19 protein-coding genes and 1 riboswitch are annotated in these 26353 nt (G+C 43.0%); of the genes, 5 read left to right on the plus strand and 14 right to left on the minus strand.

Going from position 1 to position 26353, the window contains the following annotated elements; translation table 11 throughout:
• Window positions 1-54: 54 nt before the first annotated feature.
• Entirely contained in the window at window positions 55-2361 is a 2307-nt protein-coding gene (metE, locus tag F3J22_RS13595; protein WP_167018010.1) for a 5-methyltetrahydropteroyltriglutamate--homocysteine S-methyltransferase, read from the minus strand.
• A 147-nt stretch (window positions 2362-2508) separates the two neighbouring features.
• A riboswitch (cobalamin riboswitch) is annotated at window positions 2509-2705 on the minus strand.
• Window positions 2706-2858: 153 nt separating this feature from the next.
• Here metE and F3J22_RS13600 point away from each other — a divergent pair.
• Window positions 2859-3320, plus strand: coding sequence for an Lrp/AsnC family transcriptional regulator (locus tag F3J22_RS13600; protein WP_167018012.1), 462 nt, complete (start codon window positions 2859-2861; stop codon window positions 3318-3320).
• Window positions 3321-3398: 78 nt separating this feature from the next.
• On the opposite strand, the gene F3J22_RS13605 is transcribed toward F3J22_RS13600, so the two are convergent.
• The 8 genes from F3J22_RS13605 to F3J22_RS13640 all read right to left on the minus strand — a co-directional run bounded on the left by F3J22_RS13605 (window position 3399) and on the right by F3J22_RS13640 (window position 14274).
• Window positions 3399-4850 (minus strand): bifunctional 2-methylcitrate dehydratase/aconitate hydratase, encoded by a 1452-nt coding sequence (locus tag F3J22_RS13605; RefSeq protein WP_167018014.1) that lies wholly within the window; start codon window positions 4848-4850, stop codon window positions 3399-3401.
• Between the two features lie 27 nt (window positions 4851-4877).
• Window positions 4878-6032: a 2-methylcitrate synthase gene (gene prpC, locus F3J22_RS13610; RefSeq protein ID WP_167018016.1), complete on the minus strand. Its 1155-nt coding sequence runs from the start codon at window positions 6030-6032 to the stop codon at window positions 4878-4880.
• Window positions 6022-6927, minus strand: a complete 906-nt coding sequence (gene prpB / locus F3J22_RS13615) for a methylisocitrate lyase (RefSeq protein ID WP_167018018.1) — start codon at window positions 6925-6927, stop codon at window positions 6022-6024. The genes prpC and prpB overlap by 11 nt, the downstream gene beginning before the upstream one ends.
• Window positions 6928-7459: 532 nt before the next feature.
• Window positions 7460-8290, minus strand: a complete 831-nt coding sequence (locus F3J22_RS13620) for a hypothetical protein (RefSeq protein ID WP_167018020.1) — start codon at window positions 8288-8290, stop codon at window positions 7460-7462.
• Between the two features lie 11 nt (window positions 8291-8301).
• Complete coding sequence (locus F3J22_RS13625) at window positions 8302-10230, minus strand: hypothetical protein (RefSeq protein WP_167018022.1); 1929 nt, start codon at window positions 10228-10230, stop codon at window positions 8302-8304.
• A gap of 640 nt (window positions 10231-10870) precedes the next feature.
• Entirely contained in the window at window positions 10871-12451 is a 1581-nt protein-coding gene (locus tag F3J22_RS13630; protein WP_167018024.1) for a glycosyltransferase family 39 protein, read from the minus strand.
• A gap of 201 nt (window positions 12452-12652) precedes the next feature.
• A complete protein-coding gene (gene purE / locus F3J22_RS13635) occupies window positions 12653-13150 on the minus strand; it encodes a 5-(carboxyamino)imidazole ribonucleotide mutase (protein WP_167018026.1) in 498 nt (165 codons plus the stop codon).
• A 5-nt stretch (window positions 13151-13155) separates the two neighbouring features.
• Window positions 13156-14274 (minus strand): 5-(carboxyamino)imidazole ribonucleotide synthase, encoded by a 1119-nt coding sequence (locus F3J22_RS13640; RefSeq protein ID WP_167018028.1) that lies wholly within the window; start codon window positions 14272-14274, stop codon window positions 13156-13158.
• Between the two features lie 288 nt (window positions 14275-14562).
• Here F3J22_RS13640 and F3J22_RS13645 point away from each other — a divergent pair, with 288 nt between their 5' ends.
• The 4 genes from F3J22_RS13645 (at window position 14563) to F3J22_RS13660 (ending at window position 21659) form a co-directional block, all read left to right on the plus strand.
• Window positions 14563-15153, plus strand: a complete 591-nt coding sequence (locus F3J22_RS13645; protein ID WP_167018030.1) for a dihydrofolate reductase family protein — start codon at window positions 14563-14565, stop codon at window positions 15151-15153.
• Window positions 15154-15972: 819 nt separating this feature from the next.
• On the plus strand, window positions 15973-18447 hold the full coding sequence (locus F3J22_RS13650; protein WP_167018032.1) for a hypothetical protein: 2475 nt from the start codon (window positions 15973-15975) through the stop codon (window positions 18445-18447).
• Between the two features lie 37 nt (window positions 18448-18484).
• Window positions 18485-20212 (plus strand): hypothetical protein, encoded by a 1728-nt coding sequence (locus F3J22_RS13655; protein WP_167018034.1) that lies wholly within the window; start codon window positions 18485-18487, stop codon window positions 20210-20212.
• Window positions 20213-21212: 1000 nt separating this feature from the next.
• Entirely contained in the window at window positions 21213-21659 is a 447-nt protein-coding gene (locus F3J22_RS13660; protein WP_240155050.1) for a dihydrofolate reductase family protein, read from the plus strand.
• Window positions 21660-21661: 2 nt separating this feature from the next.
• Here the strand turns inward: F3J22_RS13660 and F3J22_RS13665 are convergent, their stop codons facing one another.
• The 5 genes from F3J22_RS13665 to F3J22_RS13685 form a co-directional block, all read right to left on the minus strand.
• Entirely contained in the window at window positions 21662-22447 is a 786-nt protein-coding gene (locus F3J22_RS13665) for an HAD family hydrolase (protein ID WP_167018036.1), read from the minus strand.
• A gap of 17 nt (window positions 22448-22464) precedes the next feature.
• The gene (locus F3J22_RS13670; protein WP_167018038.1) at window positions 22465-22854 is read right to left on the minus strand and encodes a VOC family protein; all 390 of its coding nucleotides are present in this window, start codon (window positions 22852-22854) and stop codon (window positions 22465-22467) included.
• 142 nt (window positions 22855-22996) lie between these two features.
• On the minus strand, window positions 22997-23746 hold the full coding sequence (locus tag F3J22_RS13675) for a DeoR/GlpR family DNA-binding transcription regulator (RefSeq protein WP_167018040.1): 750 nt from the start codon (window positions 23744-23746) through the stop codon (window positions 22997-22999).
• Between the two features lie 66 nt (window positions 23747-23812).
• Complete coding sequence (locus F3J22_RS13680) at window positions 23813-24778, minus strand: alpha/beta fold hydrolase (RefSeq protein WP_167018042.1); 966 nt, start codon at window positions 24776-24778, stop codon at window positions 23813-23815.
• Between the two features lie 71 nt (window positions 24779-24849).
• Entirely contained in the window at window positions 24850-26289 is a 1440-nt protein-coding gene (locus F3J22_RS13685) for an SDR family oxidoreductase (protein WP_167018044.1), read from the minus strand.
• Window positions 26290-26353: the final 64 nt, after the last annotated feature.

A 26353-nucleotide genomic window follows, 5' to 3' on the forward strand; every position in this document is an offset into this window, starting at 1 on the left:
AAGCTGTACCTGGTGTTGCTGTATGATGGTGGTGGAGAGATGTCCACCGGTTATTTAGACAAGGCTTTCGGTGCTGATATGCTCACGTGCCTGCTGTGCTGCCGCCACCATGTTGATCAGGGCAGATTTGGTTTCAGGCCATTTACGTGTTTTCAGACCGCAATCAGGGTTTACCCAGAGGTTGCGTGCCGGCAGCAGGTCAGCTGCTTTTGCCAGCAGGGCCGCCATTTCTTCTGTGGTTGGTACACGAGGGGAGTGGATATCGTATACACCTGGTCCGATCTCGTTCGGATATTCGAAGTGCGCAAATGCCTGTAGCAGCTCCATCTGTGAACGGCTGGTTTCTATGGTGATCACATCCGCATCCATCGCAGCGATATGTTCGATGATATCGTTAAACTCACTGTAGCACATGTGTGTATGGATCTGTGTTTTATCTTCCACACCACTTGCTGCAATACGGAACGCACTCACTGCCCAGTCGAGGTAATGCGGACGTTTTGCTTTGCGCAGTGGCAAACCTTCACGGATCGCGGCTTCATCGATCTGAATAATACCGATGCCGGCTTTTTCCAATGCTACCACTTCGTCGCGGATACCCAGTGCAATCTGTTTGGTAGTAATCTCACGAGGCTGGTCGTCACGTACAAAAGACCATTGCAGAATAGTAACCGGACCTGTCAGCATACCTTTCATCGGTCTGTCTGTTTGTGCAGCAGCGAAAGTGCTCCAGCGTACGGTCATGTCATTCGGGCGACTAACATCACCAAAGATAACCGGAGGTTTCACGCAACGGCTGCCGTAGCTCTGTACCCAGCCATTTTTGGTAAACAGGAAGCCATCCAGTTGCTCACCGAAGTATTCCACCATGTCGTTACGCTCAAACTCACCATGTACCAGTACATCCAGGCCAATTTCTTCCTGCCAGCGAATGGTATCGATTGTTGCCTGTTCGATGGCTTTTTCATACTGTTCGGTGGTTAAGTCACCTTTTTTGTATTTCGCACGTAACTGACGTATATCGTCTGTTTGCGGGAAGGAACCGATAGTAGTGGTTGGGAAGGCAGGTAATTTAAAGCGCTGATGGTGCAGTTGCTGACGAACAGGGAATGCGCTTTTACGGGTGGCATCATTCGCTGTGATAGCTGCCACACGGTCTTTCACCGCCTGTTTGTGAACTTTTCCTGATGTGCGTCTGCTCTCAATGGCTTTCTTGTTGGCATCCAGCAAAGCGGTGTTGCCTTCAACGATCTGTTTTAATTCGCTTACTTCTGTCAGCTTCTGTTTAGCAAATGCCATCCAGTTTTTGATCTCAGGATCAAGGGCTGTTTCGAAAGCCAGGTCAATAGGACTGTGCAGCAGGGAGCAGGAAGGAGCGATGATAACGTTTTCAGCGCCCAGTTTTGCAACCGCTTTGCTGATCAGCGCCAAAGATTTTTCGTAATCGTTTTTCCAGACGTTACGGCCATCGATTACACCAACAGAGAGTTGCAGTCCTTTAGGAATGAATGCAAGCACTTCATCCAGTTGCTCCGGCGCACGTACCAGGTCAACGTGCAGTGCGTTTACTGGCAGGTTTACAGCCAGTTCAGTATTGTCCAGCAGCGCATCAAAGTAGGTAGCTACCAGTATTTTGATACCACTTACCTGCTTGGCGATTTCGCTGTAGGCGTATTCAAATGCTTCTTTTTCTTTTTTAGAGAGATCAAGCACGAGACATGGTTCGTCCAGCTGGATCCATTCAGCACCCTGTGCTTTCAGTTTGTTGATGATTTCAACGTATACCGGTACCAGTTTTTTGATGAGGTCTGCACGCTCAAAACCTTTCTCTTTTTCCTTACCCAGCAGCAGATAGCTTACAGGCCCTATCAATACTGGTTTTGCCTTTTTGCCCACTTGTTGCTGAGCCGCCTCAAATTCGTTGAAGATATTGTTGTTGTTAACACGGAATTCCTGGTTGGCCCTGAACTCTGGAACAATATAGTGATAGTTGGTATCCAGCCATTTGGTCATCTCCATCGCAGTGATGTCGAGGCCATCTTTCTGGTAACCTCTTGCCATAGCAAAATAGGCGTCAATTTCGTGGTTTGCTTTTACCTGAGAGAGAACAGGGGCGTAGCGCTCAGGGATAACACCCAGTAATACACTGGTATCCAGTACCTGGTCATAGTAACTGAAATCATTGCATGGGATCAGGTCTATGCCTGCATCCAGCTGTGTTTTCCAGTTTTCTACCTTGATCTGGCGGGCAACTTCCTGTAACTCGTTGAGAGTTATCTTGCCTGCCCAGTACTGCTCGTTAGCTTTTTTAAGCTGTCTTTGGCCACCAATGCGCGGGTAGCCCAGGTTTTGCGTAAGCATTTTCCTAGATAGTTTAGTTAAAACAATTACAATTGTCTTTACAAACCTTCAATGCTCGCAGGAGGAAGGGACATACAATAGCCACACCACACCTATTCATGTGAGGTTGTCAGCTATCAGATCAGACCTTTGCCTTTTACGCGAAAGCATTGTCCTTCCAATGCAGGCAGGTCTCCTGGCTTGTAACATTTGCACCGTCCTTCCCATTTCTACGTAGTAGATACAGTGGACATATAGTGGTGAAAACTTTTTGCGTTACTTACAGTTGCGCGACAGCCCGTGATTTACACACGGTTCCCTTTTAATGCTGATTTTCATCAGCAACCCATTCTGGTCGATAAGATATGAAAAGAACGATAAACGGGACAAATCTAAGTATTTAGATGATTTGTTTTATAAAAGATAAAATTATCAGTATAAAATTCTATTTTTATCTTTTATGCAGAATATATTACCTGACATAAGCGCTATTTTCTCTTAAAAAAGAATATTTTTTCATGGACCAATTAGATGATATCGACCGGCAACTGCTCAGGCTACTTGGGGAAGATTCTACCATCACGGTTAAAGAACTGGCTGCCAGAGTGAGTCTTTCCACTTCCCCTGTTTTTGAACGTGTCAAAAAACTGGAAGCAGGTGGCTACATCAAAAAGTATATCGCTGTTATAGATGCAGAGAAGCTGGGCTATGGCCTCATCGTATTTTGTAATATCAAACTCAAACAGCACGATAAGTCCGTAGGGACACAGTTTGTAACAGATATTATGCGACTGGGAGAAGTGGTGGAATGTTATAATATCTCCGGAGATTACGACTTCCTGTTAAAAGTATATGCCAGGGATATGAAGCACTACCAGGATTTTGTTTTTAATAAACTGGGGTCTGTGCAGAGTATCGGGAGTACGCACAGCACCTTTGTGATGTGCGTCAATAAAGACCAGCAAAATATAGGCATCTGACTAAAATAAAAAGGGCATATCAGTGATATGCCCTTCCGGTAATTACGTTGTGCTGATAGCAGCAACTACAGCAATTAACTATATAACGAATAAATCAACAAACTCCTGTACGTCCATATCCTGTAACGTTGCATAGTCCATTGTGCGGGCCTGCAATGTTTTCTGTTGTTTTTCCGGGAAGATGCGGGCGAGGTTGATCTTGTATTTTTTCAACAGCTCCGGAATACCTTCCTCACGTCTGCGCTTATGTCCGATCGGATATTCAACTACCACTTCATCCAATACGGTTCCATCATTCAGTTCAATGGTCAGCGCATTCGGGATGGAGCGTTTTTCAGGGTCATGGTAATCTTTGGTAAACTGCGGATCTTCCACACAGGAGATTTTATCGCGGAGGATATCAATACGCGGGTCCTGCGCCACTACATCTTCATAATCTGCGGCCGTTAATCTGCCAAAGATCAAAGGTATTGCTACCATGTATTGAATGGTGTGGTCGCGGTCTGCCGGATTATTGAGTGGTCCTTTTTTGTCAATGATCCTGATCGCTGCCTCGTGGGTACGGATGGTAATCTTTTTAATATCTTCCGATGTCTTACCGATAGCTGCCAGTTTTTTGTTCAGTGTCATGGCTGCTTCTACGGCAGTCTGGGCATGGAACTCAGCAGGGAAGGAGATTTTAAACAATACGTTCTCCATTACATAGGAGCCATATCCGCGCTGGAATTTGAATTCATTTCCTTTGAAGGAGACATCATAAAAACCCCATGTTTTGGCGGTAAGAACGGAAGGGTAGCCCATTTCACCTGTCTGTGCGATCAATGCCAGCCGAACGGCTCTTGCGGTGGCATCACCTGCTGCCCATGATTTTCGGCTGCCGGTATTAGGAGCGTGGCGGTAAGTACGTAACGACTGCCCGTCTACAAATGCGAGCGATATCGCGTTGATCAGTTCATCTCTGCTGAGGCCTAGCAGTTTGCCTACTACGGCGGTAGAGGCAACTTTCACCAGCAGTACATGGTCCAGACCTACTTTGTTGAAAGAGTTTTCCAGTGCCAGCACACCTTGCACTTCATGTGCCATGATCATGGCTTCCAGCACCTGTTTCATTTTCAGCGGTGCCTTGCCTTCGGCCAGGTTGGTCCTGGACAGCCAGTCGGCGGTAGCCAGAATACCTCCCAGGTTATCGGAAGGATGGCCCCATTCTGCTGCGAGCCAGGTATCATTGAAATCGAGCCAGCGGATGATGGCACCGATATTAAATGCTGCCTGGATAGGATCCAGCTGAAACTGTGTTCCCGGTACTTTTGCGCCGTTAGGTACTACTGTTCCTTTCACTACCGGGCCAAGTAACTTGGTGCAGGCAGGATAGGTCAGTGCTTCAAGGCCACAGCCCAGCGTATCCAGGAGGCAGTAATGCGCTGTCGACCAGGCGAGGTCGCTGGTAATCTTATAGTTTAAAACGTAGTCTGCGATATCTGCCAGTACTTTGTCTGGTTGTGGTCTTTCATTCGAAATATGTGACGACATATTATTGCTGCTTATTTATTTTGATGTTTATTTTCTTTCTGTAATAGGAACGAAGTCTTTGTTCTCCGGTCCGATGTAATTGGCGCTGGGGCGGATAATTTTACCATCCTGGCGTTGTTCTATGATATGTGCGCTCCAGCCGGTCACCCTCGACACCACAAACAGCGGCGTGAACATCAGCGTAGGTACGCCCAGCTGATGGTAGGAAACAGCCGAATACCAATCCAGGTTGGGGAACATTTTCTTTTCGTCCCACATCACTGTTTCCAGTCGCTCGGCGATATCATATAACAGCATATCACCAGCTTCGGCGGACAGCTCTTTCGCCACTTTTTTAATCACCACATTTCTAGGATCGGAGATAGTATATACAGGGTGTCCGAAACCGATGATGACTTCTTTGTTCTGCAAACGCTTTTTAATATCGGCCTCAGCTTCATCAGCGGAATTATATCTGCTCTGGATATCAAAAGCGACTTCGTTGGCGCCGCCATGTTTAGGCCCGCGCAATGCGCCGATGGCGCCGGTGATACAGGAATAAAAGTCAGAACCGGTACCGGCAATTACTCTGCTGGTAAAGGTAGAGGCGTTGAATTCGTGTTCAGCGTAGAGGTTCAGCGAAATCTGCATGGCCCTTACTGCTGATTCAGATGGCTTGCGGCCATGTAACAGGTGAAGGAAATGTCCGCCAATGGTTTCATCATCGGTTTCTACGTCAATTTCTTTACCGTTATGCGTATAGTGGTACCAGTAAAGCAATGCGGAGCTGAAAGATGCCAGCAGCTTGTCGGCGATATCCCTTGCGCCGGCAGTATTGTGATCATCTTTTTCAGGCTGTATGCTGCCGATGGCGGAAACTGTCGAGCGCATCACATCCATGGGATGTGCGGCGGCAGGAATGTTTCTCAGGATATTTTTTATAGAGTGCGGTAAGCCCCGCAGTGATTTTAATTTAGTTTTATAGGTATTGAGTTGTGCCTGGGTAGGCAGCTGACCATAGATGAGGAGATAGGCTACTTCTTCAAAGGTAGCTTTCTCTGCCAGGTCGAGGATATTGTACCCGCGGTAATGTAAGTCGTTTCCGCTCTTGCCTACGCTGCAAAGTGCTGTATTCCCCGCTTCAACGCCGGAAAGCATTACACTCTTTTTTGGTTTGAATGTTGGCTCGTTGTTACTGGACATCTTTGTTCTTTTTAAAGAGATCATCTAATTTTTGTTCGTAGGAATGATAGCCTATGCTTTTGTAGAGTTCTTCCCTTGTTTGCATGGTATCGAGCACATTTTGCTGGGTGCCGTCTTTGCGGATGTGTTCATAGACATTCTGCGCGGCTTTATTGGCAGCACGGAATGCAGAAAGCGGGTAGAGTATCAGCTGCACACCGGCGCCTTTTAATTCGTCGACGGTATACATTTTTATCATACCGAATTCTGTAATGTTGGCCAGCACTGGTATGCCGGTAGCATCTACGAATTTTTGATAGGCGGCGAGGTCAGGAACGGCTTCTGCGAAGATGAAGTCGGCGCCGGCTTCCTTGTAGGCAATGGCACGTTCGATGGTTTTTTCCAGTCCTTCGTTGCCAAACGCATCTGTTCTGGCGCCGATGACGAAGCTGTCGTCGTAACGTGCATCTGCAGCGGCTTTCAGTCTGTCCGACATTTCATCTTTACTGACAACTTCTTTCCCGGGGCGGTGTCCGCAACGTTTTGCGCCTACCTGGTCTTCAATATGAAGTGCTGCCGCTCCGGCTTTTATTAATGATTTTACAGTTCTTGCTACGTTGAACGCAGACGGCCCGAAGCCGGTATCAACATCTACCATTAGCGGGAGGTCACAAACATTGGTAATACGTTCGATGTCTATCAGTACATCTGTTAAATTGGTGATGCCAAGGTCCGGGATACCGAGTGAGCCTGCCGCAACGCCGCCACCAGAGAGGTAGATGGCATTAAATCCGGCCTGTTGGGCCAGCAGTGCATGATTGGCATTGATGGCGCCAACGATCTGCAGTGGATTCTCCTTTTGCATCGCATCCCTGAATTTTTGTCCAGGAGTGCGCTTTTCATTTACGTGATTCATTATAATATCAAGCTTTAAAATATTACGTCAGGTAATGATGCCGGAAATGACAGGTGCATGCTGCTGCAGTAGGTTGTTTGGTGTATATTTTTTGCTGAAACAATAAAGGTAGCTATCCTGATCAGTTGGGGGCTGATCTTCTTTGTTGCATGTTTCACGGTCCCTTTTTACTGCCTGGCTTTGTGTCACCGGTTTCCGGCCTAAAAAAAAGAAAGAACTTAAGTAAAACGAATATAAGGGATTTGGAGGGTAAAACGACCCCCGGTTGGCTTGGATTGTATAGGGTGTTCAGACAGGCGTTTGATGATATCTATAAATAGGTGCCTAAAAGCGTTAATTGTTAATAATTCAGATATTTAATTAGATGAGGTGGGGGAAAAGCAGGAATTAATTAATAAACAGAAAATGTTAAATAATTTAGAATGAGATAGTTGAGGTTAATTGAAGATTTTAATAAAAGAATACAGCCTCACAACAATGAGCGTTATGAGGCTGTACCTGGTATCATTTGTCGGACTTTGCCGGATAATGCTTACTTCCTGGCCACGAGCAGGGAAGGATCGGGGACTTTAGCAATAGCTACATCACCAGTTGATTCCAGTGTTCCGTCGCTTGGTTGGTACTTAAGTAATCGGGCAATGATTAACGGACGATTAAAGGTTACCGTGTAACTACCTTTACTGTTTTTCTTTACTGAAAAATTCAAATCAACATCTCCAACTGTTGTAACATTGTCTACAGTAGGGAAGCCGCTCAATCCTGCATCGAGGGAGCCTTCCATATCACCTGTAACGGCAATATCAACAACCATGTTATTGATGACAAAATCAGCGTACACATAAACCAGGTCCTTGTTTACATAGCCTGTATTAACTGAAGGTATTTTTTGAATAAGTGCCACCGCTTTATCAGGGTCCATTACCCGACTGTAACCTGCGTTAAAATGCACATGGGATTCAACTACGCTCTCCTGCTTATATTTTCCACTTATTTTTAATATATTAAATAATTTAGGCAGAATCGTGGAAACAGACATCTCCCGCTGAGATTTATCACTAAGTTCTATTGATGGGCCTTCACCGATTTCAACATTATTATCCATCTTTAACCACTCGTCCGGATTGGTGGGTTTATCTTTACCAATAGTCTTGAATGATGGTGATATCATGTGGTTGGTGGTGGGACTGGTACGGTAAAAAGTCAGCACGCCATAATTGTCCAGCGGATAACTTAGGAAAGAATACTTCCTGAAGTCTTTGCCAATACACCTTTTAACTGCCTTGATAAATTCCTTGTTGTAATTTTGTGCACCTGCAGAAAAGCATATGAGTGCTGCAGCTACAGTAAGAAAAGATTTGCGCATGATGATATGTTTTAATAATAAATAATTTCTTTGTATCCGGCAATAAAGGCATCCCAGTTGATAGCGGTCCCTCCTTTAGGTTTTAGATCGAAGTAAGGCTGGTCTGCCACTTCTTGCCAGCACATACTGTCATCAAAGAGGAAATAGTTTTTGCCATTCACATGCTTAAAACCAAGGATATTGGTTTTATGGGCCAGCTTGTCTGCTTTCTGTGTGGTTGGTTTTTTCCCCAATGTATATTGCGTTCCGGAGATAGTAACAGAAGAATTATCCGATAAATCCAGCTGTTGAATAGAGCCATCCTGTTTCATGAGATACCTGAAACCTGGATAGTAGAAGGCATTCCAGTTGACTAATCCACCGCTGGCATATTTTTGTACAAAATCTTCCGCAATCTCACCTGATAAGATCAGCTTTATTCTTATCTCCCATGGGGAAGGTGTAATGCCAATACTTCTCCAGTAAGCCCGCGCCAGCCAGATCATCGCTGATACCTCCGGACTGGCGTAGCTGTTGCCGGTTGTAGATTGCGTAATACAGTATGAATTACTGTTGCTGGTATTCCAGTTGGAGGCATGGCCGACACCAGTTATTCCCAGGGCGTTTTCTGAGTACATACCAAAGGGTTTGGTGGGAGACAGGTATCCACCGATGAGAAAGCAACTGGAGGCTTGATGCTGAAGTGTATTATATGTTACTAAAGGCTCCGTATTATTCAGGCCCTCCTGCAATAGCTGAAGGTTCTCTATGCTGCCGGAACTATTATCTGCAGCTGCAATAAAGCAGGTAGACAGCGGCGTGAAATTAAGACCGATCCGGTCGCTGATCTTTGTGAACAGACTGGTGTTGACAACATCCACCTGCGAGGAGGGGCGTTGACAATAATCAAGTAGCGCCTTCAGCACGAAAGTGCAAATAAATGTGGGTTTGAATTTTTGGTGTGATGCCTTCAGCCGGACAACTTCCTGTTGGATTCTCCTATAGTCAAGCAAACGATCAGGAATATCTTTGATTTCCATTAAAAACTTCGCTTCATCACCCTCGTTATATAATTTGAGGTATTCCACTAACAGAGAGTCCAGAAAACGCTTATTACCAGTGTAGTTGAGGGGGATCGCAATGATCTTTTCCTGTAACTGTTGTCGGAGCGGAGCGGATGTGATATGTTTGTTTAGTATGAGGCTTATTACATTCAGTACTTTTTGCCCGTGTGCGCAGGAGTCGCCTGTATTGAACAAATCAAGTACATAGAATTTCCGAAAACAGGAATCCGCAACATTGGAAAGTTTTTGGGCTAGCGTATCATGAAGGGTAAATGTATTATCCACAACAATACTCATTTTCGCAGTTGTCTGCAGGGTGTCTTCTTTTGGGATAACTATTTCTCCTTCATCGATATAGTTGTTATATGCTCCGATTTTTGAAAGTAACTCGGGGTGCTGCCGTGCAATAGAATCGAAAAGTAACTTTTTTTGATGAGGGTTTAAGTTAAAGGCCCATAATCCATCATTGTTGTTTGCTGACAATGCATATTCATTTTCAGGAGCCGCAGCAATATTCGTATTATCATTGGTAATGGCGGAGGTAAGAGAATCTGTGCTTATGTATGCAATGGTGCCTTTGGCAAGATTGAAATATTGTGCGTTATCAACATTCTCCGTGTCAGGAATTTTAGGCAGCTTATTGATACTTTGCTTCCATACAATAGGCTCCTTACTGTCGGACTTATTTAAGGCATATGTCCGGATATGTGCAGACGCAGCAACCGTCTCAAAAAGGTCTTTGTCTTGATTCTTAGTGACATTGTAAAGAAGCTCAATCGTTTTTTCGTTGGATTGTTTTTTTGCCTTGATTTCATTTAGAAAACTTGGATGAAACATGGACCAGTTAGGATTGATGCTATCATAGATTTGTCCTAGTGTCCGATATATAATCTGCATCTCCTCTGTATTAAGATTAGATGGATTTAAATATACCAAAGTGGTACTGTCTGATTTGCCCGGTTGATAGTGAGCGATTTGGCCATTAGCCACGGAATAGCATAAGCTGACCAGGTGTATTATTACACAACAGGTGAATCTGAATTTTGGAGTCATTGTAAAAAAATAAATAGACTAATTCCCAGGGAGTAGGTATACTACAGCTATATTTCCCCGGGATTAATGCAGTTTTCAATATGACAATACCGGCAGGGACTATTTTGAGTCCTCACCATTACGTATAATGTATTTGACGCTGATAACAGTATATAACATTTCTTTCTCCATTATGGAGTTATGAGTGCTGCCCGATTTTGTGCTTACGTTACATCTATCAGATTTATAAAGAAACCTGGGAATAGAAAAGGTGTGACTGAATCATTGCTAATTGGAATTACTGTTTTGGGGTGGTTATTTATTGCTGCAAGACTAAGATTAATCCGGAAAAAATAGTATTAGAATCGGTAAAAGATCAATATTTTTTCGTGAGTGTATAGAATAAAGCGTTTTTCGTTTTTTATCATGATGATAAAAATAATTCGTCCATGGTTTCAAAACCATGGACGAATTATTAAGATAGCAAAGTGCGTTACTTCAATCTTTAATGCAGGCTGCCTCCATCATCGAGGGGATTGGGCTTGAATGTCTGAACAGCCCCCTGGGCGGTGGTTTTAAGTCTGCTGCGATCAATTTTATCTTTGAATGCCTGTCTGAATGCTTCGCTGGGGCCCTTCATCAAAATGATCAGTGAACCTTCTTCACGGGAGTATGGGGTGGTGATCTTTCCTGCAAGTCTGACTTCTTTAAACTCCTGGATAAATTTGTGCTCCATTTCGAGCCTGTCGTCGGTGACGAGCAGTATGATGTCGTATTGTTCAAAGTTATCCGGCAACCAGTATAGAAAGCTGGCGTTGTCACTGTAGGCTTTTGGCAGATGATATGCGGGGCCGTAATAATTTACGGCGCCTGCTTCTCCGTAGTTGTCGCAAAACAGGATGGTACGCGCTTTCTCGTCATTATCAAGCGTGGCATAGGCAGCGGCTACTTTCTGTGTCATTTCATCCCACGACAACATATCAGCAAAATCCTGTGGCAACGGGTGGTCCCGCTGATCTTCCCATTGGAGCGCACCTACTTTGCTGGCCAGGTGATGATGCTGATAATAGTTCACCAGCGCTGCCGGCGATTTAAAAGGCAGCAGTATTGGAATGAGCCGGTAACCTATAAACAGGCTGAAAGCGACCATCCCGGCTTTCATCCATTTATTGGCCCAGGTGTCCAGTTGCGCAGCGCCAAAGGCAAACAGGACGGGATAGGCGCCTTGTGAATAATAGCTTTTGCCGTGGCCTATCAGCAACAGTATAATGGTGATGATAAAAGCCCATGCAACGAAGCGGTATTCCTTCGTGCGTGCCACCCAAACCAGGCCTGTTATCCAGATGAATAGGGTAGCTGCATTGTATAGCAGCTGGTCTTTGAGGAATGTCCATGGGCTCAGGTACTGCAGCTGGCCGTTATGCAGTGTTTTCATGTGGTATACAACCGGAAATCCCTGATTGATCTGCCAGAGCAGATTAGGAAGGAAAAGCAGCAGGCCGCATCCCATCGCGAAATAAAAATGCCTGTTGGTAAGTACTTTTCTGTTCCAGGTGAGTACAAGTCCTGCTATTAAGCCGATGGCATAGAACAGCATGGTGTATTTACTGAGCATGCCCAGGCCAAAGCTGATGCCTGCGAGATAGAGGCAGACATTTTTCTCTGTCTGCTGATATCGCACCAGTGCATAGACCATGGCCGTCCACCATAAAATATCCAGGAAATTAGGTTGGAAGAGGAAATGCATTCTGAGCCAGGCCCCGGCTACGAAAGGGAGCCAGGCAAGCACAACGGAAAACCAGCGGCCTCCCAGGTGAAGTGCGAGGCGTCCCACGAGCAGGTAGGTGAGGGCGCCTGCCAGGGCAGGCCATAGCCTGATGGCCCACATGGCTCCTCCGAAAAGGTTGGTCAGCCAGGCAAAAACGGACAGCAGTGGCGGCGCTTCCATATAGCCCCAAGCCATATGCCTCGCCTCAGCGAGGTACAGGAATTCGTCGCGGTGAGGTCCCCAGTGAGGGTCCTGAAGAAAGAACGGTAATATCAGCTTGATCAGGGCAAGGAGATATAGGAGATGTTTTGGCTTCATGGCAAAAAGGTAAGCCAAAATAAGGGCAGGAAAGGGGAAATTTGACCAAATGCATAAAAGGGCTGACGTCTTGCGCCTGCGGCGTTTTTTTTGGCCCACCGTCTCTATGTGGTAGAGAAAACTAAACAACCGATCTCTATTCAGTAAAGATCGGTTGCAAGCTATTGAACATAAGCTGTAATGGGGTTACAGCCTGATATATTATCTGTACTGGTCCAGGGTTTCATCCATTTTCAGTACTTTTTCATTGTTGTCCTTTTTCATGGCAGCCAGTTTTTCTCTGAGTGCCGGATTATGGGTAGCCAGTATCTGTACTGCCAGTAAACCTGCGTTGCGGGCGCCATTCACACTTACAGTAGCCACAGGAACATCACCCGGCATCTGTACAATGGATAACAGCGAATCCCAGCCATCGAGGGAATTGGACGACTTAACAGGTACACCGATTACAGGTAAAGTGGTGATAGCCGCAACCATGCCTGGCAGGTGAGCTGCGCCACCAGCACCTGCGATAATGATCTTCAGGCCACGTACTTCAGCAGCAGCTGCATAATCAAACATTCTTTGCGGACTGCGGTGTGCTGATACAACGCTAAACTCAAAACCAATATCGAATTTCTTTAACACTTCGATTGCCTGATTCATAATAGGTGCATCGGAGTTGCTGCCCATGATAACGCCTACTTCTACCTGTTTCATATTTTTTATTTTAAAATTTTCCGAATAGTTTCAGCCTTTGCTGTAATGCTTTCCATGGTGGTATCTGCGATCGTCAGGTGACCGATTTTCCTGCCTGGCCTGTGTTCTGTTTTGCCATACCAGTGGAGGTGTGCTCCCTTGATCGCCAACAGACTTGTTAATACTTCCTTTTTATTTTCATTCAGATAAGTACTGTCCAGTATGTTCATCATGATAGTTGGAAAACGCAGGTCAGTGGCGCCCAGTGGCAATCCTAAAATGGCGCGGAGCAGTTGCTCGTATTGAGAAGTGATGCTGGCTTCTATTGTATGGTGACCGCTGTTATGTGGTCTTGGCGCCAGTTCATTGACTACTACTTTGTTGTCCTGTGTTACAAACATTTCAACGGCAAGAATACCTACCAGCTTAAATGCAGCTGCGATTTTTTCAGCAAGAACAGTGGCCTGTTGAAGAATAGCCTGATCCAGCTGTGCCGGCGTAATCTGTGAGTCCAGGATGAATTTCTCTTCTGAAAACGCCATCATTACGGCATCGTAGCATTTTACTTCTCCGTGTTCGTTTCTTGCTACAATAACAGCTATTTCATGCTTGATGTCCACGAGTTCTTCCAGTACACAAGGTACTTCAAAAGCTTTCTGGATATCTTCTTTCGTTTTTAAAACCATTACACCGTAGCCGTCGTAGCCATCGCGGCGCTTTTTCAGGCAGCCAGGCAGCTTGTTTTCGATAGCATACAGTTCGTCTTTGCCCTGTACAGCCACACCCGGTACTACCGGTATATTGTGCGACTGCAGAAATTGCTTCTGGGTATATTTATCCTGGATGGTTTCAATCGTGTCGGGAGAAGGAAATACTTTCACGCCGTCTTTTTCCAGCTGACGCAAAGCGGCAATATTTACTGCTTCCCTTTCTATCGTAATAACATCCATTCCCTTACCAAATGCCAGCACCGCTTCGTACGAAGTAGGATCGGCAGGAACAAAGGAAGAGGTATAACGTGCACATGGTGCATTTGGATCTTTATCCATCACAGAAACGTTGAGACCAAGATCAATGGCATGCCTGATCAGCATAGCACCGAGTTGACCGCCTCCTAATACCCCTATTTTCAATTTTTCAAGCATAAACTACAATTGGGTTGCAAAGGTATGAAACTATTGCAAATGATCGTAATACTATTCTCTAAGCTATTGAAAAACGGATAGTTATCTGATGGGAGAAGGCAGATTTCTTCATACATATATTTTTAAATAACAATATTTATATTTCACAACAACAATTGCTGATATTAAAATATAGGAAGATGATCCACAAAACCTTGTACTGTGGCGCAATTCCCCCGATCTTTGTCGTAATTCCCCTGGATTTGCTGCGGGCAGATGACCTATTTTTGAATAACAAATATTTGATCTATGCGCAAGTTAATCATGAAGATGTCGGTTTCGCTGGATGGTTTCGTATGCGACGCCAATGGCAGGAAAGACTGGATCTTCAAAACCGGCGATGAGGAATCGCTGGCCTGGAGTGTGGGCATCATCAAACAGGCCGGACTGCTGATCATGGGCAGGGTATCCTTTGAAGAGATGGCTCCTTTCTGGCCTACTGCCACAGGGCCTTTTGCCGAACCGATGAACACGACCCCCAAAGCCCTGTTTACGAAAAAAGGGTTCGGCGGACTGCCCCCTGTTGCCACTACTACCCCTGAGCAGGTGGCCGCTGCAGCTTCCTGGGCATCAGCATCCGTTTTCAGCAGCGACCTTACCGAAACAATCCGCGAACTGAAAACTACAGGCAATGGAAAACCAATAGTAGCACTGGGCGGCGGTGGTTTTATGCAAAGTCTTATCGCTACAGGACTGATAGACGAGTACCACCTCGCTATTCATCCGGTGGCCCTGGGTGCGGGGTTACCGATCTTTAACGCCCCGCTGGAGCTGCAACTCACAGACCTGAAGCGCTTTCCCCGTGGGATTGTAGTGCATGTTTACCAGGGAGTGCAGTGAATCGCTAGTAAATTCATTCATTATGTCTTGTTTTGTAAAAATGAAACAAGAATGGGGCTTTGGTAAATATTGACTCATTCTCATTTGATTAGAAAAGGACTGTTTTTCAGTGTTTTATGAAGCAAATGCTCCTAGTAAATTACATCTTCATTCTTCCTCGATCATGCTATATTCTTTTACAATAACTGCTTTGATAACTTTTTGAAAGTATGAGATATGAACTTATTATTGGTTGATCTTTTCATAATATTAGCCAATAATTAATTGTTATCGATTTCATTGAATATTTATCATAGATACTGCAGCAATTTGTTTCCTTAGAATCAAAATTTGTACTGCCAATCCACATAGGCAGGAAATCATTTCCAACAAGATTTATCAATACTGACACTTCCTAATCCTTACAATAGATAAGGTGTTCAGCTAAGCAAACCTATTTTAATTTGTAAAACCTATATTCACTTTGTAAAAGCAGTAATTCAAAATTGTCATGATGGTCAAATCTAAACTTGGATTGTTAGCTGGATACAATTAATAGATTCTACTAGAGGATAGTGAATGCTGAAAATCGACTTGGCCCGAAGGTTTATCATTGTCGGGGAAGTTAATTTGCTCATTTTTAGGATGTTCCAGCTGATTTTATATTTGAATAATCATTTATTTTTTATATACTTGAAGTTATTTACTGCATCCCTTGATGCAGTGGATGGAATATGTTCTGTCATATTAAAGCTAAATTAAAGCCCTTATGCGAATGCTGCATAACTAAACTAGACCAAAAAATAACCAAAATTGTAAGTCTTTTAATAATATTTGAATATGAATGTCGTAATTGCAAAACGCTCAACCCAAAGGGAGGTCAGCTCCGGGCATATCACACCTATATATTTTATTAGTGAGGACAATTTGATAGAATCCACTGGAAGTGCTGAAAAGCGTAAAGAAAAGTTTCCAAATTTGGGCACTATTATTATTCTCAAAGAGTATAATTACGTGTATGAAGATTTTGAAGCACATGAATTTTTTGTATTAGATATAGAGGAAACAAGTAACTATGAGGAGTATACCCCAACTAGCTGTCAATATCAATCTCTTGATGGTACATCAGTAAGTATTTCTAAGCTGCCTATGCTTATTAAAGGGAAATTTCCACTGGATAATGACCAAATTGGATTGCCATATTCCGGCCATAGATATGTTTTTATTGAAGATGGAGGTTTTATATATGGCCCGATTTCTATTTTTCAGGTAGAGAAGCCTGATCAAATGTCAGGTGATTTCATATATAAAATTGAATCTTTAAATACTGTCGATTTAAATCTGAACGATGAATTACAGAATGTAACATTTAAATTTAATCGTGAACAGCTGGAGCACAGGATTGTAAAGAATTTGTATGGAAAAAATGAAGATGAAGAGTATTACATCTACGGTATCAGTGAGATAGTGGAAAAAATACAACCAATTGAACATATACTAAATGAAACTGATCAGCAAATAATTGATTGGGCTAGTACAGCTTTTCCTGATGGATACTCAAAAGAGAAAACACAAAACTGGCTCACTATGAACAGTGGTGAAAGTGTGGTCGATAAAATTAGGTTTTCACGTTTGACTTCATTACAAGGTAAGACATCTGCTTGGCTAAATTATCTAGATGCATACATTTCAAATCAATATATTCAATCAAAAGAAGGGCAAGCTAAAATTGATCAATATATAAGTAATAATAAATTTGATCTTATTAAAGATTATGAAGCCCAATTCAGGAAGGAATTTATCTCGAAGAATAAGGAGTTAGGTGAAGATATTTCAAACTTAGAAAAAACTATAGTTCAGAGAACAAAGGATGTTGAAGGTCTGGAAGCCTCGTTGCAACGCTTAACTAATCAGAAGGAATTACTCCAGTCTAAGTCTGAAGAACTTAACAAAATTGAACAGGAAATAGCAAGTAAACTTGAAGTGCTAGGGATGGCAAATAATCTTCCTGATTTGAGCCGGGAGTATACTAGAGTTGAGAATGCAGTACACGTGCTGATGACCTCCGTAGATCAAAAGAAAAAAGAATTGCTGGAACTTCAGGAAGAATATTTCAAAGAAGCGACCAAAGGTACTCACAAAAAAGTGGTGGAGCTAATGCCATATGTAAAAGCTTTGAACGGGTACTTTCCAGATACATTACAGCAAGATGAAATGCAGGCGTCTAGCTTTGATTTTGATACTAGGATTATATCAGGGCCATTAGATATGGATTTGTATATTAGTGAGGCCAAAACCTATTTGGATTCTAGGAATAGAATTCTTAGTGAGATTGAAATTGCCAATGTGCTGACCTGCGTTCATCAAAATTTCCTCACTATTTTTTCCGGGTTGCCGGGTGTCGGTAAATCTTCTCTCTCTTATTTGATAGGATCGTTTATTGCCCCCAAAGATCTATATTTAGATATACCAGTGGGAAGAGGCTGGAATTCAAAGAAAAATCTATTGGGATTCTATAATTCCTTGAAAGCTGAATATCAGAAAGATGAATTTGGTTTGCTTGACCGTCTATATCAACTTACAAACGATCCAGAGTTATTGAGAACAGTACCTTTCTTCATAGTGTTGGATGAGGCTAACCTTAGTCCAATAGAACATTATTGGTCTGATTTTTTGGGGGTGACAGATAAAGAAACTGATAGAAGCATTCACCTTAATGATCCTAAACAAGATGGATATATCAGTCTGCCAGATGGCTTAAGATTTCTGTTTACGATCAATAATGATCATACAACTGAAATATTATCCCCGCGTTTATTGGATAGGGCGAGTATAATAAAATTGGATTATGATGCTCAGAAAAGTACAGAATTAACATTTACTGCATTGACTATAGATCATGATATGAGCTATCATTCATTTGCTAGTATACGATCGGCTTTTTTTCCTGAGAATCCTAGTCTAACGCAGAATGAAAAAAGAACGTTTACAGAAATACTTAATATCCTCGGAGATAAAGATGCTAAGCTTGGAAAGCAGGTTCCAGTGAGTCCAAGAAAAGTAAAAGCTATTACAATGTATTGCCACGTTGTGAGGAAAATATTTAATAAGTATCATTCCAATCAATTCCTGGCATTGGACTACGCTATTCTTCAAAATATTATTCCACTCATCAATGGGCACGGTAAAGGGTTTGAGGCTCGCTTGCAGAAATTAAAAGATGAGTGTTTTCATCGATCCCTATTAAAAAGCGGACAGGAGTTGGATGAAATAATTACTAAGGGGAAAGAATTTCAAAACTATACATTCTTCTAATATGTACGTTTACTTTCATGTAAAAAGTCGGGAAGATTTGATTACCTATACATATTCGGGTAATGTTTTAAATATTCAACTTTCTGAGTTAAGCCATGTTGATATTGAAATTGAAACGGATGTATTCTTGGAGCCATCGAAGATGAGGGTCGTTATTGGAAATACTTTTCTGGTTTTAGATGAACCAATCTATCAGCAACAAAAAAATTATTACAAGTTAAACTTAAATCATCTAAATGGATTGTTGCCTGGGAGTAATAATGAAGCACATCTATCCGAGCAACGCTATGCTACCAAGTCAGGAGCTAGGCGCTTTGCGAGAATTTTTGTTAACGAAATAGGCTTGTCAAAAATTTACGTTCACATAGAAGGTGCCGAGGTTCATGTAGCTAATGTAATTGTTGAGACCAATAAAATTAGCTCTGAGAACTATGAACTAGTCACCTTATATTTAATTAGTGTTGGCTACTTTGATAGTAATATCCTTTATAAAGCTGTATTGGAGGGGAGTCAGAATGATATTAAGAATACTTTATTAGAAGCACTTCGCGAATTGTTGAAAAAATTAAACAAATGGAAGGAGAGTCTTCCAGCGTTTAAATTTGACCCTATAAGAAAATATTCATATAAACAGAATGTAGTATCATATGATAAAACTCAACCTGTCGATGAAGATTCAATTGATTGGTTAATTGATAATCCATCAGTATTTAAGAAGGTTGATGGTAATAGTTCAGATTTGGATGCCATTATCAATAATCATCCGGTTAGGATAGAATCAATACTTCTTAATGAAATAAGTAAAAGCACAGATACTTATGAGAATGCCATTATTTTAGGTTTCTTGATAAACCTAAGAAGATTATTACTCGATTTGGGTGAAGAGATTTTTAGTAGGACACCCAGGACAAGAATATCTAATTTTAAAGAATTTCTTATATCGTGCTTCAATAACCTGATACTTCAAACAGTTGTAGAATCAGGTGAAATTGTGAAAACGATTTACGCCTTTCATACAAAGGAACTGCCTGTAACCTCTCCTGTTTTTGGGTTTCCATCAAAAATAGAAGGATTTTTCCGAAAAATGCATTACCGTGAAGTTCTACAATTAATAGACTATTCGCGTCATTTATTTAATCTGGATTTAAATATCAATAACTTCAATTTAGAAGTAGAGTCATTTGATAGATTATTTGAGATATATTGTTTTTACTTATTAAAAGATACTATCTCCAATAATGTAAATGATAATAATTGGCAGGAAGTACTATTGGGAGATAAGAATAATAAGTTAGCTGGTACTTATACTATAAAATCTGGAGATATTTTTTACACCATATTTTATGAAGATTTTCCCCCTGAATTTACACATTTTACTCGATTCTCATATAAACCGGATTTTATTATCCGAGCGAGTAACTCTAAAGGTGCTGTTTATTGCATATTAGACGCCAAATATAAAAATTATGATCCGATAAAATTGCAACTAGACCTTGCAAAACTTACTCTCAATTACCTCCATAAAATCGGAGTTTCAGACACATCAAAACAACAGGTAATTGGCTTATTTACAATTTCTTTAATGCATTCTGCTAGTGCTACCAGTGGATTAGAGTCGATTTTCAAACACGATTATAGTTTTAATGGAGAAAAACCTGTACTGCCGCAAATTGGAAGTATTGTTTTAACTCCCAAAAAAATAGATGTCAAGTCCAACCAATTTTTGAGTATTTATCATTTTATGATCAAGGTATTGAATACTTAATAAATGTCTATATACTTGAAAATATCTTCGGTTAGCCATTCTCTTCATCGCATTCTTCTGGGCACAGACAAGATTTGTTCTTGGAATCAGTCATGGTGTAACTTTTATGACTTTAACTTCTTTATTATCTGTTACATAAATTTGTATCCTGAATAGTGAAAATACCAGCTACAGATCCATTAAGGTGCTTAGAGAAGAAGCGAAAACGATTTTTTAAAAAAGTGGAACATTTTAAAATTCATCAAATTAATACATTATTGCGGACCAGGAGAAATACCATAGCACTTTTTATAATATATCGCAGCAACTTCTTAAGACGTAAAATTTCAGACAATTCCCCGAAAAAAATGACTTTTTTAAATTGTTGAAAATGACCATGGATAAAAGGTTGAAAGGTTTTTAGTTTGTATGGCTGATACTATATTACAAACAAACCAATGCGCTCATGTCATAAATTGATGGAAGTCCATTGAACACAAAGTGTCATCAATCGTCAAAATATTAAATCAACTTTATTTGCCGGATATTTCTTCATGTGAACTGAAGAAATTCATTGATGGTATCGCTCAAGGCGAAGAACAGGCCTATGCGCAACTAGAGAGGCATTAATGGAATGAAGTCTACTCATTTGCATTACCATTTTTGAAATCTCCTATGCTTGTGGAAGATGCCAACCAGGAAGTATTTGTTATGTAATGGCTTAAGAGTGAAAGCATACAGCAATGGCAGAAATTCAGAGCCTACTTCATGACCATGGTATGGCATGAGATATCAATACCTTGCGCCATGATAAGCGTCAGCTGCTGATACGTAGTATGGAACCTGTTGCTGTTCCTCAGGAAGAATTAATGCACAGCAGGGAAACAACTACCATGATACATGCTGTCCTGCATAATTTACCCGCACGAGACAGGGAGGTAACAAAGGACTTTCGCATGATCAGATCGCAGCGAAACTGCAGCTCATCAAGAAGACCGTCGCCAACCTGATCTCACACGCATTGAACCAGGTTAGGGATTACCTTCATCAAAAATGTTGTCTGATAGAACTCTTACTGGTGACCATTTACCTGTTTTTTGCCTCCCCCAAAGCCCTGTTTACGAAAAAAGGGTTCGGCGGACTGCCTCCTGTTGCCACTACTACCCCTGAGCAGGTGGCCGCTGCAGCTTCCTGGGCAGCAGCATCCGTTTTCAGCAGCGACCTTACCGAAACAATCCGCGAACTGAAAACTACAGGCAATGGAAAACCAATAGTAGCACTGGGCGGCGGTGGTTTTATGCAAAGTCTTATCGCTACAGGACTGATAGACGAGTACCACCTCGCTATTCATCCGGTGGCCCTGGGTGCGGGGTTACCGATCTTTAACGCCCCGCTGGAGCTGCAACTCACAGACCTGAAGCGCTTTCCCCGTGGGATTGTAGTGCATGTTTACCGGGGAGTGCAGTGAATCTAAAAGCACAATGCTTCAATCACCTCTAGTATGCCGGCATCGTTGTTATCTTTTTCCGTAACATAGTTGGCTGTCTGGATTATGGCAGGAGTGGCATTCTTCATGGCGTAGCTGTATCTGGCAGTCTGCATCATTTCATAATCGTTCATAAAATCGCCAAATACCAATGTTTCATCAGGGCTGATGCCATATAATTCCTGTAACCTGGTTACGGCCGCTCCCTTATTGGCATCATTCCGGGTAATGTCCAGCCACATGGCAGCCCCGGCAGCAATTTTAAGCCTGGAAGCAAGATGTTTGTAATGCGGATAACTGTTTTGTTCAGCGCCTTTTAAATCGTAAACGGACACCTTTAAAACCGGCTCACTAACCTTGGTGAGATCATCCACAACAGCCAGTTTCTTATGGTATACCAGGATGCTTTCTATCAGTGTATCGCTGGCATCTTCAATATACCATTGATCAGTGCCGCATAACACCGGCCAGGCATCGTTAATGGTTCGTGCCGTAGTGACAAGTTCCGTTATCGCTGACTGTGGTAATGGTTTTGACATCAAAACTTTATTTTCATGCGTAACAAGACTGCCATTATCAGAAATAGCGAATATCTTGTCCATGACCGATCCGAATTTTTCACTGATACTGAAATAAGGCCGGCCAGTTGCAATGCCCAGCTTAACCCCTTTGGTAAACAGGTTTTCTGCAATACCCCAGAAACGCGGCGGCACTTCGTGGTTGTCGTTCAATAGCGTTCCGTCAAGATCCGTGACTATCAATTTTATCATAAATACTTACTTTAATATTAAGCCTGCACTTCTACAATATTTTCTTCCGGGTCCAGGAAAATGCCCTCATAGTAGCCGTCTCCCGTCACCCGAGGCTCTCCGATAATTTTATAACCATCCTGCCGGAGGGTGGTGATAATATCATCTACAGCCTCCCTGGAGCCCATTTTAAACGCCATATGCACAAATCCCCTGTGTTGTGCCCTGTACTGCTGGCGTTGTTCACTGATGGTGTCCATATGCATGATCTCCAGTCGCGGGCCCGTTTCAAAGGTCAGGAAATAGGAGTAAAATAATTTTTTGGCATTAAAATAAAGATCATTGGATGTTGCACCAAAATATTTGATGTAGAACAATCTCATGTGTTCCAGGTTGGCCACCCATATGGCGATATGTTCAATTCCCATATTGCAGATGTAATTATTGTAAGAATTAATTATATTGCAATAATATGCAAATTTGCAAAATATTGCAAATATTTGCAGGGTTACAGCAAATAAAAAAAGCTCATTCCCGGGAATGAGCTTAGGCAACTGTATGGTGGATAATTTAAATGATTTGAATATCAATATGCCGGAAATCATCTATTTCCTGGTCATCACTATTCAGGTCTGTTATTAAAACATCTATGGATTCCATGCTGCAAACGCCAAAAGCTTCTACCTGTCCTAACCGTTCGTGGTTGGCCAGTACGATGGTTTGCCTGGCGTTTTTTTTCATGGCACGTTTTACTTCCGCATCCTGCTGAAAAGCGGCAGTGATGCCGTATTGGAGGTCTACTCCGCAGGTGCCCGTCAGGTAAACATCTGCGATATACTCAGCGATGCCGGAACAGGTGGTGAAGCCGGAAAAAGTTTGCAGGGTACGGTCAAAATTGCCACCGGCAACAATCAGCTCAATGTTTTTATGTTCCGCCAATGCACTGATAACGGTATAATTATTAGTGATGACCCTTATTTTCAGGTCGGCAGGGAAATAGGCTGCCACACTGTGTATGGTGGTGCCGCCATCCATAAATACGGTCATGCCGTTTTTGATTAGCGGCTGCGCTTTTAAGGCAATAATATTTTTCTCTTTTTTGAGATGATTTTTCCTGTCCTGGAAGGTCAATGGATTGGTAGCCCTGCTCATAGCGCCGCCACGTATCTTCGACAATAACCCGTTTTTATGCAGGTATTCTATATCCCGCCTGACGGTATCTTCCGATACACCCAGCTTTGCAGATACACCTTCAAAAGTGACATGCTGTTTCTTCTTTAACTGGTCCAGGATAAATTCAAATCTTTTTTCTTTCAGCATACAATCAGGTATTTACCCCCATTTATCTTAATTGCAATAATATGCAATTTTGCAGGTTGGAGCAATTTATTCGGAAGCGGATGGCAGGAAGAAATCCATCAGGCCCTTTAATACGGGTGCTGTTTGTTCCTGCACCAGCCAGTGCCCTGCCCCCATAATTTTCACTTCCTTAACATCGTTGGCTACTAATCGCAGATGATCTGCCAGGAAAGGAGCTGATTGGTATTCGCCACCCATGGCCAGTACGGGCATGGTGAGCTTATGCTGACTGAGCTGTAAATTGTCTCTGGCATCCTGCGGAAATGCAGCAAACCAGCTGAAACTGCCGGTAGTAGCTCCTGGCACGGAATAGGCCCTGATAAATTCTTCGCTTTCCGCTGTAGTGAAGGCATTTTGTACATGCCCTACAACCGGCCAGAAATTCGTCAGGAAAATTCTTTCTTTTCCCGCTACCACTTGTCCGGATGCCGGCCAGCCAAAGAAACCGAACCACCAGAGCTTATCCTTGGAGTCGGACCATACGGGCTCAATACCAGGAAGTAAAGCATCCAGGAAGGCGACTTTTTTTACCTCATCGCCATACTGCGCAGCATAGGCGTAAGCCACCATCAGTCCTATGTCGTGGCCGGCGAGGTTAATACTGTTATACCCTAACTTATTCACCAGTTCATGAATATCTTTCGCCATATTCTTTTTATCATAACCTGATGCCGGTTTGCCGGATTCGCCTACGCCGCGCAAATCGGGCGCAATGATGGTGAAGTGTACTGCCAGTGCAGGAAGTACCCTGTTCCACATATACCAGTTTTGCCCGAATCCATGGACCAGTACCAGTGGATCGCCTTTGCCACCAATAACGTAATGGATCTTCACGCCATTGACATCCATATACTGACTTTTGAAATTGGCTGGCGGGGCAGCCGGTTTGACAGTTGTTTCCTGCGCTATGGCAACAACGCCGGAAAAGACCACTGCTATTGCTATGATTAGTGATCGGAATACAAGGGTTTTGTGGTTGATACAGCTGCTCATTTTTTGATGATTATGGGGTTGATGAATTATTTGTTCCTGGGAATACATTTTTTAATAGTATCCTAATTTATTCACTTTTTATCGGTTTTCAGTAATGCATTGATCATTCCATTAAAGATGAAATAATGGAAAGGCAGCATGCTATACCAGTATAGTCTGCCCAGTATGCCTTTAGGGCGGAAGGTGGCGGTTTGTACCAGTTCTGACTGTTCTTCTTTCTGATTGATCTGAAATTCCAGCCATGCTTCTCCCGGCAATTTCATCTCTGCAAACAATAGCAGGCGCTTATTGGCTTTATCTGCCACTATTACCCGCCAGAAGTCAAGTGCATCGCCGCCAGATATGCTGGTCCTGTGGGTGCGGCCTCTGCGGAGTCCTACGCCGCCAAAGGCTTTATCCATCAGGCCACGCAGTTTCCATAGTGTATTACCGTAATACCAGCCGGTTTCTCCGCCGATGCTCCAGATTTTTTGCAGCACTTCCTGTTCGTTTCCATCAATAGTGCGGCGTTTGATATCTTTAAAACACCCGAATACCGGTACTTCTATATTGCCTATGATCCTGGGATCTGCATTGGAAGCGCTGAAAGCATCTTTCCAGCTGCTGATTACCTCCTGTTGCTCGATTTTTTGAAATGCCAATGCTACTGCTTCCTTATAGGTTAGCAGGGTGATGTTGAGTTGCCGGGAAAGGTTATTGGGGCGACATATTACATCTACTTTCATGCTGTCTACCAGGTTTACTGCCAGCTGGTAGGAGGTAGAGGTGACAAAATAGAGCCAGTAACTGGATAGGCGGGGAGTCATTACCGGTACCGTAATGATATAACGTTTTAAGCCGCGAACAGCTGCAAATTGTAACAGCATTTGTTTATAGGTAAGCACTTCGGGGCCGCCAATATCGAAATCCTGGTTGTAGGCTTCTTTCATCAGCAGTGTGCCGGCGAGAAAAGAAATGACATTCCTGATGGCTATAGGCTGACACCTGGTGTTGACCCATTCCGGTGTTATCATCACCGGAAGTTTTTCCACCAGGTCGCGGATGATTTCAAATGAGGAGCTGCCGGAGCCTACTACGATTCCTGCCCGTAAAACAGTAACGGGCACCTTGCCGGCACGAAGTGCCTGCTCTACAGCGAGTCTGGATGATAAATGCCTGGACAGCTGCGGGGCGTTTACAATGCCACTGAGGTAAATGATCTGCTGGCAGCGCGTAGCAGACACCAGCTGCAGGAAGTTTGTTACGGCGCGAAGTTCTGAAGCCTCGAAGGAAGCACCTTCCCGCATGGAATGAATCAGGAAAAAAGCTACATCAATATCTTCAGGAAAGCTGACCTGGCTGACATCTCCCGAAAAATCCACTTCCACCACCTGTACAGGTCCTGGTATATGGTCAGTGGTAAATCGTTTTTTACTCCTGACACAACAGGTAATCTGATGTCCCTGTTCTGCCAGCACAGCCGCCAGGCGCTGTCCTATGTAACCATTTGCTCCTGTAATCAATATATGCATGTCTGTTAGCGTTAAATGATCTTTCGTCGGACTTAGGATATGTGCTGGTGGTGCGTGCTCCAGT

It is taken from the genome of Chitinophaga sp. Cy-1792, assembly GCF_011752935.1.
GTDB lineage: Bacteria > Bacteroidota > Bacteroidia > Chitinophagales > Chitinophagaceae > Chitinophaga.

Excerpts from the sequence above, each read along its gene's own strand:
- F3J22_RS13665 (WP_167018036.1), bottom strand. The coding sequence starts at position 22,447 with ATGATAAAATTGATAGTCACGGATCTTGACGGAACGCTATTGAACGAC.
- F3J22_RS13640 (WP_167018028.1), bottom strand. The coding sequence starts at position 14,274 with ATGCTTGAAAAATTGAAAATAGGGGTATTAGGAGGCGGTCAACTCGGT.
- F3J22_RS13670 (WP_167018038.1), bottom strand. The coding sequence starts at position 22,854 with ATGGGAATTGAACATATCGCCATATGGGTGGCCAACCTGGAACACATG.
- purE (WP_167018026.1), bottom strand. The coding sequence starts at position 13,150 with ATGAAACAGGTAGAAGTAGGCGTTATCATGGGCAGCAACTCCGATGCA.
- F3J22_RS13605 (WP_167018014.1), bottom strand. The coding sequence starts at position 4,850 with ATGTCGTCACATATTTCGAATGAAAGACCACAACCAGACAAAGTACTG.
- F3J22_RS13675 (WP_167018040.1), bottom strand. The coding sequence starts at position 23,746 with ATGCTGAAAGAAAAAAGATTTGAATTTATCCTGGACCAGTTAAAGAAG.
- F3J22_RS13625 (WP_167018022.1), bottom strand. The coding sequence starts at position 10,230 with ATGCAGATTATATATCGGACACTAGGACAAATCTATGATAGCATCAAT.
- F3J22_RS13630 (WP_167018024.1), bottom strand. The coding sequence starts at position 12,451 with ATGAAGCCAAAACATCTCCTATATCTCCTTGCCCTGATCAAGCTGATA.
- F3J22_RS13685 (WP_167018044.1), bottom strand. The coding sequence starts at position 26,289 with ATGCATATATTGATTACAGGAGCAAATGGTTACATAGGACAGCGCCTG.
- F3J22_RS13645 (WP_167018030.1), top strand. The coding sequence starts at position 14,563 with ATGCGCAAGTTAATCATGAAGATGTCGGTTTCGCTGGATGGTTTCGTA.
- prpC (WP_167018016.1), bottom strand. The coding sequence starts at position 6,032 with ATGTCCAGTAACAACGAGCCAACATTCAAACCAAAAAAGAGTGTAATG.
- F3J22_RS13600 (WP_167018012.1), top strand. The coding sequence starts at position 2,859 with ATGGACCAATTAGATGATATCGACCGGCAACTGCTCAGGCTACTTGGG.
- F3J22_RS13650 (WP_167018032.1), top strand. The coding sequence starts at position 15,973 with ATGAATGTCGTAATTGCAAAACGCTCAACCCAAAGGGAGGTCAGCTCC.
- metE (WP_167018010.1), bottom strand. The coding sequence starts at position 2,361 with ATGCTTACGCAAAACCTGGGCTACCCGCGCATTGGTGGCCAAAGACAG.
- F3J22_RS13680 (WP_167018042.1), bottom strand. The coding sequence starts at position 24,778 with ATGAGCAGCTGTATCAACCACAAAACCCTTGTATTCCGATCACTAATC.
- prpB (WP_167018018.1), bottom strand. The coding sequence starts at position 6,927 with ATGAATCACGTAAATGAAAAGCGCACTCCTGGACAAAAATTCAGGGAT.
- F3J22_RS13620 (WP_167018020.1), bottom strand. The coding sequence starts at position 8,290 with ATGCGCAAATCTTTTCTTACTGTAGCTGCAGCACTCATATGCTTTTCT.